Source organism: Quisquiliibacterium sp., assembly GCF_982640115.1.
Genome location: NZ_CEXFHW010000166.1, coordinates 1 through 8,691, shown reverse-complemented (window position 1 = coordinate 8,691; position 8,691 = coordinate 1). Strand labels below are relative to the sequence as shown.

At 66.4% G+C, this 8,691-nt stretch carries 9 protein-coding genes; 2 read left to right on the top strand and 7 right to left on the bottom strand.

Features of this window, described 5'->3' with window-relative positions:
- Positions 1-51: 51 nt before the first annotated feature.
- The 6 genes from soxX to soxC all read right to left on the bottom strand — a co-directional run bounded on the left by soxX (position 52) and on the right by soxC (position 5,023).
- Positions 52-699 (bottom strand): sulfur oxidation c-type cytochrome SoxX, encoded by a 648-nt coding sequence (gene soxX, locus AC2H6A_RS15660; protein WP_484274610.1) that lies wholly within the window; start codon positions 697-699, stop codon positions 52-54.
- A gap of 15 nt (positions 700-714) precedes the next feature.
- Entirely contained in the window at positions 715-1,512 is a 798-nt protein-coding gene (gene soxA, locus AC2H6A_RS15655; RefSeq protein WP_484274609.1) for a sulfur oxidation c-type cytochrome SoxA, read from the bottom strand.
- A gap of 79 nt (positions 1,513-1,591) precedes the next feature.
- Positions 1,592-1,903 carry a thiosulfate oxidation carrier complex protein SoxZ gene (soxZ, locus tag AC2H6A_RS15650; protein WP_484274608.1) on the bottom strand — a complete coding sequence of 104 codons (312 nt, stop codon included), beginning with the start codon at positions 1,901-1,903 and terminating at the stop codon, positions 1,592-1,594.
- 27 nt (positions 1,904-1,930) lie between these two features.
- Positions 1,931-2,392 (bottom strand): thiosulfate oxidation carrier protein SoxY, encoded by a 462-nt coding sequence (gene soxY, locus AC2H6A_RS15645; RefSeq protein WP_484274607.1) that lies wholly within the window; start codon positions 2,390-2,392, stop codon positions 1,931-1,933.
- A gap of 68 nt (positions 2,393-2,460) precedes the next feature.
- On the bottom strand, positions 2,461-3,603 hold the full coding sequence (locus AC2H6A_RS15640; protein ID WP_484274606.1) for a c-type cytochrome: 1,143 nt from the start codon (positions 3,601-3,603) through the stop codon (positions 2,461-2,463).
- A gap of 10 nt (positions 3,604-3,613) precedes the next feature.
- Complete coding sequence (gene soxC / locus AC2H6A_RS15635) at positions 3,614-5,023, bottom strand: sulfite dehydrogenase (RefSeq protein WP_484274605.1); 1,410 nt, start codon at positions 5,021-5,023, stop codon at positions 3,614-3,616.
- Positions 5,024-5,174: 151 nt separating this feature from the next.
- On the opposite strand from soxC, the gene AC2H6A_RS15630 reads away from it, so the two are divergent.
- The gene (locus tag AC2H6A_RS15630) at positions 5,175-6,140 is read left to right on the top strand and encodes an alpha/beta fold hydrolase (RefSeq protein WP_484274604.1); all 966 of its coding nucleotides are present in this window, start codon (positions 5,175-5,177) and stop codon (positions 6,138-6,140) included.
- A gap of 332 nt (positions 6,141-6,472) precedes the next feature.
- Here the strand turns inward: AC2H6A_RS15630 and fic are convergent, their stop codons facing one another.
- Positions 6,473-7,597, bottom strand: coding sequence for a protein adenylyltransferase Fic (gene fic, locus AC2H6A_RS15625; protein ID WP_484274602.1), 1,125 nt, complete (start codon positions 7,595-7,597; stop codon positions 6,473-6,475).
- Positions 7,598-7,888: 291 nt separating this feature from the next.
- Here fic and AC2H6A_RS15620 point away from each other — a divergent pair.
- On the top strand, positions 7,889-8,691 hold an 803-nt coding region (locus AC2H6A_RS15620; protein WP_484274601.1), incomplete at its 3' end, for a Fic family protein.

The window sequence follows — 8,691 nt, the reverse complement described above, 5'->3', positions numbered from 1 at the left end:
GCACCCAGCACCTGGAGATACTCGCGGCGGCCGAGATTCATGGCGGATGGCTCAACGATTGACCGGGGAACGCGGGTCGAGCAGCAGCGACATCAGGTGCCGGATCTGCTCTTCGCTGAGGAGCTTCTGCTGTCCGAAGCGCGGCATGTTGGAGCAGGCCAGGTAGGCATGGCTGTTCCAGAGCTTGCCCCAGGTGTACTGGATGATCGGGGCGGCGGTGGGCGCCTGCAGATCGCTGATGCCCCGGTCCTTGCCGTAGTTCCAGAGCGACGGGCCGAGGGTGCCGTGGGAGAGCTCCTTCTGATCGATCTGGTGGCAGTTGTAGCAGTTGCCGCCGTTGCTGGCGGGATCGGAAGAGGCATCGGTCCAGGTCATGCCGCGGCCACTTTGCGCGATGCGCTCGCCCTGTGCCCAGTCGCCGAAGTACTGGCCGCCTGCGGGCCAGCGAATGCTCTGCAGTGCCTGGTCACGGATGCGCTGGGCGGTATCGTCGTCGGGGGGCTGAGCGCCTGAGCAGGCGCTCTGGGCAAGGTCCTGCCGAAGACGGTCGACGCTGGCGATGCCCTGCGTGCGGAACGAGGCGTTGATGACGGCGGCGGCCTGCGCGTCGAGCTCCGACGGGGACGGCGCGACGAGTCCGCAGCCGGCGAGGAGTGCGACGACGGCAGCGGCGGTAAGTCTGATGCTTGCGGATGGCATGGGCACTCCCCGGGTTCAGCGCTTGATCGCCGGGGCGATCGACTGCGCGCCCCGGGCGTTGACGCCCATGTAGGTGGCCAGGGCCACGGTGACTTCCGAGCCGAAACCCGGATACGGGAAGCGCTGCTGGCGATAGCAGTCATTGAGACGCAGCTGCATGCCCCACATCTCGCCGTTGCTCACCCGGTAGGCCGGCCAGGCTGCAAAGCCCACCCCGTCGCCGGGATTCCTGGTGAGGTTGGGCAGGTCCTGCAGGCGAATGCGCTTGCCGTCGGTGGCGTGGCAGGTGGCGCAGGCGAAATCATGGGTGCCGGCCCGGAAGAAGAACGTCCGCTTGCCGATCTCGTAGCTGCGGCGCTCCTCGGGATGGGCCTGCGAAAGATTGAATCGCAGGCCGCGGGACGCCGAAGCGACCCAGGTGGCAAGCGCGGTGACGTTGGCCATCTCGCCGCGGCCGAAGGGCGTGGCCGCGATGGCAGCAGCGTCGAAGCCCTGCAGCGACTGCATGCAGTGCACCAGCCGGGTCTCGAGGTCCATGACCCTGCCGGTGTCGGCGAAAAATCGCGGGAGCTCGACGAACGCGCCCTTGACCACGCCCGGACCCTTGCCGAGATCACAGGCTTCGAGCGAGGCGTTCCTGGGGCCGCGCTTTCGCGACCAGAGATCCTCGCCCTTGGCCTCGAAGAGTTCGGCGGGGTTGCCGTCCTCCAGCAGTTTGCGGTATTCGGCGATGCCATCGGCGGCCGATTTGCCCTGCGACCATGCCGCGGCCGAAAGCAGCGTGGCAAGGACCGCGAATGCGATGTTGATCATGTGTCCCCCCGGTTGGGAATCGCCGGAGCCCGCGGCCGGCTCACGGGCCGGACCTTGTCGGTGCACCCGGCTTGTTGGTTCAGGTGACGGTGGCCTCGTCGGTGCGCTTGCCGCCCTTGTTGTCGGTCCAGGTGATGGCGATCTTGTCGCCCGCCTTGGCGCCCTTGACGCTGAACTGCAGAAAGGGGTTCTTCGACACCGAGGGACCCCACTCGGCACGCATGACCGGCTTGCCGTTGAGGGTGGCGCTCACCTCCTGGATGAACCAGGCAGGAATGGTCTTGCCCGCGGAGTCCTTGCGAAGACCGGTCTCCATCTCATGGCTCATCAGCACGCGCACCGTGGCCTTGTCGCCGGCCATCTGGGCGCGAATGCGCATCGGATCGGACATGTTCGTTTCTCCTGTGGATTGCCCGGATCAGCCGCCGCAGCCGCCGAGGGTGACCTTGATTTCCTTGACGCCATAGAGCACACGGCCGTCGGCCATCATGGCCACCGCATACACATTGGATGACTGGCCCATCTTGACGCGTGTGGTGAAGCTGGCATCGACCGCGTCGGTGACATCGAACACCGCGGCCAGCACGCTGGGGTTCTTCTCGACCAGGATGGCCATGCGCCGCACGCCTGGCAGGTTGGTGGAGCATCCCACCGGCACCACCGCACCGTTCTCGGCGATGTCAGGGCCGGTGAGCGTGATGTCCTTGCTCTCGGTGGGCGCGCCGCCGCCCAGCGCCTTGACGGCATCGGCCAGGTTCTTGGCCTCGAAGGCGGCCTGCGTCCAGGCGGCCTGGGCTGCGGAAGGCAGCAAGCCGGTCGCGGCCATCAGGCCGACCAGGGCCGCGCCTTGCGCGAGAACCGCGCGTCGGGTGGTGTGCATGGGAATCTCCTTGAACAGGGAATGTGAATCCGTCGTACGGGACCGGACGGTCGGGCAGCCACGCGCGCTCATCGCGCCGCCCCCGCAGCCACCCAGCGCGCAAGCGCGTCGGCATCGGCCTTCGGGATGTTCTGCGCAGGCATGGGGATGGCACCCCAGCCACCTGCCGCACCGCCCAGGATTTTAGCGCCGAGATACTCGACCTTGTCTGCGCGAGCCGCATGGCGGCGCGCGACCTCCTGCATCGCCGGCCCGACCAGCTTGCGATCGATGCCGTGGCAGGCGCTGCAGTTGTGGCGGTTGAAGAGTGCCAGGGCTGCGGCACCCGCGGCACCCGCGGCACCCGCAGCACCCGCGGCACCCGCAGCACCCGCAGCACCCGCGGCCGCGCTGGCATTCGCAGGCCCAGCGGCGGCAGACGCAGCGCGTACCGGTGCGCCACTGCCGGGCCGGGTGGTATCGGCACCATGCTGGGCGCCGACCATCCGGTTCTGCTCGGCGAGATTGCCATGCGCATTGCGCGCGTGATCGGGCAGCAGGGAAGCGACCTTCGGCTCGGTGACGCAGTTGCTCATGCAGGCCACCGCCCTCACATCGGGTCGTCCGCCATTGCCGAGCGTGCGACCGGGCCACAGGCCGTGATCGGTGCGCATACCGTCGCGGTTGGGCAGTCGCTGCTGCACCTCGCCGATGTTCGCATCGGAGAGCGTGAAGCTCTCAGGCACCACCTCGGCAAGATTCAGCAGATAGGCCACCACCGCGTAGACCTCGTCGGGCTTGAGCGACTTGGGCGAGTTCCAGGGCATGGCACGGCTGATGTAGTCCCACAGCGTGGCCACGCTCGAGAGCTTCATCATGGTGGTGCGTCCGGGGAAAGACTCATCGGTCAGCCGCTTGACGCGCCCCGTGCGGATGTCGTCCCGGGTGGTGCCGCCCACGATCGGTGCGAACACCTCGTTGCTCTCGCCAAAAACACCGTGGCAGGAAGCGCACTTGGCCTCCCAGACGTCCATGCCCTGCGCAACGCTGCCGCTGCCGCGCGGCAAACCCTTGAAGTCGGGCCGGACGTCGATGTCCCAGGCGGCGATCTCCTTGGGGCTGGCCGGGCGGCCGATCCCGGGGTATCCGGCCGAGGGCTGGGCGGCCGCGGCCGACACGCCCAGGGCAAGCGCGACGACGCCCAGGATGATGACAGGCCCCCTGAGGCCCATGCACGCGCGCTCAGGAGAGCTGGACATTCTTCACCTCGCCGCTCTCCTGAACCAGCCAGGTCTGGATGCTGTTGTTGTGATAGATCGAGCGCGAGCCGCGAACCGCGCGCAGCTGCCGATAGGTGGGCTGGACATAGCCGGTGTCGTCGATGGCCCGGCTCTGGATGATCGCCGGACGGCCATCCCAGACCCAGTCGAGACTGAAGCGGGTGAGGCACTTGGTCAGCACCGGGGTCTGCAGCCGCGCCGTGCGCCAGTTGGCCCCGCCATCGACCGACACATCCACACGCCTGACCTTGCCGCGCCCGGACCAGGCCAGACCCGTGATCTGGTAGTAACCCCGGTCGAGCAGCACCTGGCCGCCCGAGGGCGTGGTCACCACGCTCTTGCACTCCTGAATGCTGGTGTACTGCCGGTGCCTGCCGTCGGGCATGAGGTCGACATAGTGCAACACCTCGTCCTTTGCGCCGTAGGGCTGGTCGCCGACCTCGATGCGGCGCAGGTACTTGACCCAGCTCACGCCCTGGACGCCGGGCACCACGAGGCGCAGCGGATAGCCATTCTCGGGCCTGAGCATCTCCCCGTTCTGGCCGTAGGCGACCAGGACCTCGCCGCTCTCGATCAGCTCCATCGGGATGGTGCGGGTCATCGAGGAGCCATCGGCGCCTTCGGCAAGCACGAAGCGGCCGCGACGCGCGTCGGCACCGCAGAGATCGAGCAGGGTCTTGAGCGGCACCCCGGTGAACTCGCTGCAGCTGAGCATGCCGTGGCTGTACTGGCAGGTGGGCACCGCGACATTGCCCCACTCCATGCCGGTGTTGGCGCCGCACTCGATGAAGTGGAAGCGGCTCACCGAAGGCAGACGCATGATCTCGTCCATGGTGAAGACCTTGGGCGTCTTCACGAGACCGGGATCCGACCCGTTGATCATCAGACGGTGCCGGGAGGGATCGACATCCCACCAACCCTGATGATGGCGCTCGAAGTGCAGCCCGCTTGGCGTGACGATGCCGAACAGGCTCTGCAGCGGCGCGAATGAGACCGAGGCCTGTGCAGTCTGGGTCAGGCCGGGGCTCTGCCGGCGCTGGACATTGACCTCGTAGCGCGAGGGCTTGCCATACCCGTCGGTGGCCACCGGTTGACCGAGTCCTGCGGTGTGTGCCGGCAGGTTCAGGATGTTGGGATCCCCGCCCTCGGTGGGCACGGGATTGGACTGCGCCCGAAGCGCCCCGGTACCGGCGCCGGCCACGGCGGCGGCAAACGCCGACCGTATGAAATCGCGCCGGCCTGTCCGGGCCTCATGCATCACGGCGCGCACCCCTTGGGGGTCCAGGAAGTTCTCGGGGGCCTTGATCAGGCGGCCAGGTTCAACGCGATGCGAGGGCACGATGCTCCTTTCGCCGGGATGCCGCTTGACCATGCACCCCATTAATATCATTAATTGATCATATACTGAATCGCGAATTTCATGCAAAACCGCCGTCTCGGACTTGCCGCCCGGAACCCGAGCCATCCTGATCGTGCGGCGTAGACTCGCCCCTCCCAACCCGCCTCGCCGCAGGAGCCTCGGCATGACGCCACGCCTGATCCACTTCACCGCCAACGGCATCCGGCTGCGCGCCGCGGTCGCCGGCGAGGGTCCGCTCGTGCTGATGGTTCATGGCTTCCCGGAAAGCTGGTACAGCTGGCGCCACCAGCTCGGCCCGATTGCGCAGGCCGGATTCACCGCTTGTGCGATCGATGTCCGTGGCTATGGCGGATCCGACAAACCCCCGGCCGTCGCCGATTACAGCCTGGAAGAGATCACCGCCGATATCGCCGGCGCCATAGAGGCACTGTCACCCGATGGCACGGGCGTGCTGATCGGCCACGACTGGGGCGCGCCGATCGTATGGAACACCGCCCTCGCCCACCCGGAGCGCGTGCGCGCCGTGGCCGGACTGTCGGTGCCCTGGACCGGCGTGCCCTCGGTGTGCTTCCTGGACGCCGTGCAGGCCGCCTACACCGCCAAGGGCCGCTTCTTCTACCAGGTGTACTTCCAGGACGAAGGCGTGGCCGAGGCCGAACTGGAGGCGGACCCCCGATCGTCCCTGCGGCGCTTCTACTACGCGATCAGCGGCGATGCGCCCGATGGCAGCTGGCCCGCCAAGCCGCATGGCGCACGCCTGCTCGATGGTCTGATCGACCCGGAGCCCTTCCCTGCGTGGTTGAGCCGCGCTGACGAGGACTTCTTCGTGGCCGAGTTCCAGGCCAGCGGCTTTCGCGGCCCGCTCAACCGCTACCGTAATCACCGGCGCGACTTTGCCTGGCAACAGACCCTGAAGGATCGCGTCATCGCCCAACCGTCGCTGTTCATCGGCGGTGATCGCGACCTGGTGCTGAAGATGCTGCCGGGCGTGGACATGGTCGCCCGCATGAGGCCGCATCTGCCAGGCCTGCGCGGCGCGCATCTGCTGCCTGGCATCGGCCACTGGACGCAGCAGGAGTCGCCAGATGCGGTGAACCCGTTGCTGGTGGCCTGGCTGAAGGGGCTGTAGGTCCGGCGCGCTTCATCGGCGGCCGGGCCAGACCCTGGCTGGGCGCAAGCACGCGCCAGCCTCGAACAGATCGCCGGGTTCGCGATTGCCGCGGATGGCATGACTCGGATCTGCAACCGGTGCGAATCATCCCCACTCAAACACCAATGGAGCCGGCAATCCCTCGGAAAGACTGGGCCTGGCCGCGCGAAGGCCGGCTTGTACCGTCAGGACTACCGCCACTTTGATGAGGTCCAGCATTGGCGCGGGTTTCCGGGCGATTTGCGCGTCCAACGCAACACTGTCGAGGTCTATCGGGTCGAAGCGGGAGGGCGGGTGCACCTGCGGCTCACTCACGCGTAGGCTTGGATCTCGTTGCTGTCCTGCACGAGCAGTTCCAGCAGCCGGGGATGGATGAAGAGTTTTTCCTTCCCGAAGGCCATCTCGCGCAGCACACCCAAGTCGACGAGGTCGTGCAGGTAGCGGGATGCGGCCTGACGCTGGGCAATGCCCTTTTCCACCAGGTTGCCGATGCGGCAGTACGGCTGCTCGAAGATCACATCGACCAGTTCCCGGGTGTAGATCTTGGGCAGCCGGGTGCGAACGTGCTCGGCCGTGTGGTCCGAGAGCTTGCGGATGGCGGTGATCTTGGAGGTGGTCCACCTCGAGGTCTCGGCCACGGCCTGCAACATGAACAGCAGCCATGGCTCCCAGGCGCGGTCCCGTGTCACGCCCAGCAGCAGGCCGTAGTAGTCGGCCTTGCGGGCAATGACATGCCGGCTCAAGTACAGGATTGGCAGCCCCAACAGCCCTTCCTGGATCAGATAGAGGATGTTGATGACGCGACCGGTCCGCCCGTTGCCATCGGTAAAGGGATGGATAGCTTCGAACTGGTAATGACCCACGGCCATGCGGACCAGCGGGTCCAGATCGGTCTGCTCATGCAGGAAGCGCTCCCAGTTGGCCAGCAGGTTACGCAGATGCGACTCGCCCTGCGGCGGCGTGTAGATCACCTCGCCCGTGCGGTCCTTGATCAGCTGCGTGCCCGGCGTGCGCCGGATGTCCATGTCCGCGCCTTTCAGGGTGCGGCACACCTCCACGGCGGTGACGGTGCACAGCGGCCGCTCCTTGAGCGACAGAAAGCCGCGATGCAAGGCGGTGCGGTAGCGCAGCGCTTCCTTCGTCGCGGCGTCAGCGGAGTGCGCACCTGCGGGGCCGTGGGCGTACTGGAACAGCCGGTCCGTGGTGGTGACGATGTTCTCGATCTCCGAGCTGTCCTTGGCCTCGAGCAGCGGGATCGTATTGATGAGCATCGTCTGGTTGGGGATCAGCTCGGCGGCCTGCTTCAGCTCCGCCAAGGCGGCCCGGGCTTCGATGCAGGCCTTGAGCACGGTGCGGCTTTCAAGATCGAAGGCAGGCGGCAGCGTGGGAAGCTGGTTGTACGGCAGCTCGGGGCGCCAATCGGAATCCGAACTCATCGTGATGCAAGAAGCCATTTTCGTCGACACGTTTTGAGCATATGTCACTGCGAACGACAAGTCAATCAAATGTGTCGTCGAACGACGGTTTCAGCGACATGAAAAAGGCGACATGTTCGCTGCGGCCACCTGTTGCAGGCACCACCGCCGCTCACCAACCGATCAGCCCCCTCGAACTGAACCTAGCTGAGGCAACGTTACATCAAAGCATTTGACCTGCGTTTCATCTCGCACATGAAGACGCGAACGATAGACTTTTCATAGGTATTCTTCACGCATACAATCTTGCACGTGAACCCGCAGATCATCCAGCAGTACGACTCCCCGCACCAGTTCGAGCCGCTGATGCCTGCGGAGACCCTGCTCGCGCCCTTGCTGGAGAAGGCCGGCGACCTGATGCGCAAGGCTACGGCCCTCGGGGCAGCCTCCGGCAAGACTGCGCAAACCGAACTGCGCAAGCTCCTGCGCAGCATGAACTCGTACTACACCAACCGGATCGAGGGCGAGCACACCCGCCCCAGCGACATCGAGCGCGCGCTGCAGCAGGACTTTTCCGCCAACGCCGACCTCGCGCGCAAGCAGCGACTGGCCGTCGCCCACATCCGCACCGAAGCCCTGTGCGAAGGCCAAGTCGACCGCAAGCTCGAGATCGACGGCCCAGAAGCCGCCAGATGGCTCTATTCGCCTGAAGCACTGATCTGGCTGCACAAGGAGCTGTTCCGCGACCTTCCAGAGGACGACCTGCGGCTGGCCGATGGCAGCACCCTGGTGCCAGGCGAGCTTCGCCAGCGCGGTGTGGCGGTCGGCCGACACGAGGCGCCGACAGCGCAGTCGCTGCCCCGATTCATCGAGCGTTGGCAGCAGGTGTACGGCAGCATCCGGCGGGGGGAAGCTTCCGTCGTCGCCCTGGCTGCTGCGCACCATCGGCTGGCGTGGACACACCCCTTCCTGGACGGAAATGGCCGGGTCACCCGGCTGCACACCCACCTGCTCCTGCATGCCTGGGGGCTCACGGGCGGTCTGTGGTCCCCCTTGCGGGGATACGCGCGAACCGAATCGAAGTACAAGGCACTGCTGCAGGCTGCTGACGAGCA

What these genes read in the sequence shown, in the direction of transcription:
- soxA (WP_484274609.1), bottom strand. Translation starts at nt 1,512, where the DNA reads ATGATCAACATCGCATTCGCGGTCCTTGCCACGCTGCTTTCGGCCGCG.
- fic (WP_484274602.1), bottom strand. Translation starts at nt 7,597, where the DNA reads ATGAGTTCGGATTCCGATTGGCGCCCCGAGCTGCCGTACAACCAGCTT.
- AC2H6A_RS15630 (WP_484274604.1), top strand. Translation starts at nt 5,175, where the DNA reads ATGACGCCACGCCTGATCCACTTCACCGCCAACGGCATCCGGCTGCGC.
- soxC (WP_484274605.1), bottom strand. Translation starts at nt 5,023, where the DNA reads ATGGTCAAGCGGCATCCCGGCGAAAGGAGCATCGTGCCCTCGCATCGC.
- AC2H6A_RS15640 (WP_484274606.1), bottom strand. Translation starts at nt 3,603, where the DNA reads ATGGGCCTCAGGGGGCCTGTCATCATCCTGGGCGTCGTCGCGCTTGCC.
- soxX (WP_484274610.1), bottom strand. Translation starts at nt 699, where the DNA reads ATGCCATCCGCAAGCATCAGACTTACCGCCGCTGCCGTCGTCGCACTC.
- soxY (WP_484274607.1), bottom strand. Translation starts at nt 2,392, where the DNA reads ATGCACACCACCCGACGCGCGGTTCTCGCGCAAGGCGCGGCCCTGGTC.
- soxZ (WP_484274608.1), bottom strand. Translation starts at nt 1,903, where the DNA reads ATGTCCGATCCGATGCGCATTCGCGCCCAGATGGCCGGCGACAAGGCC.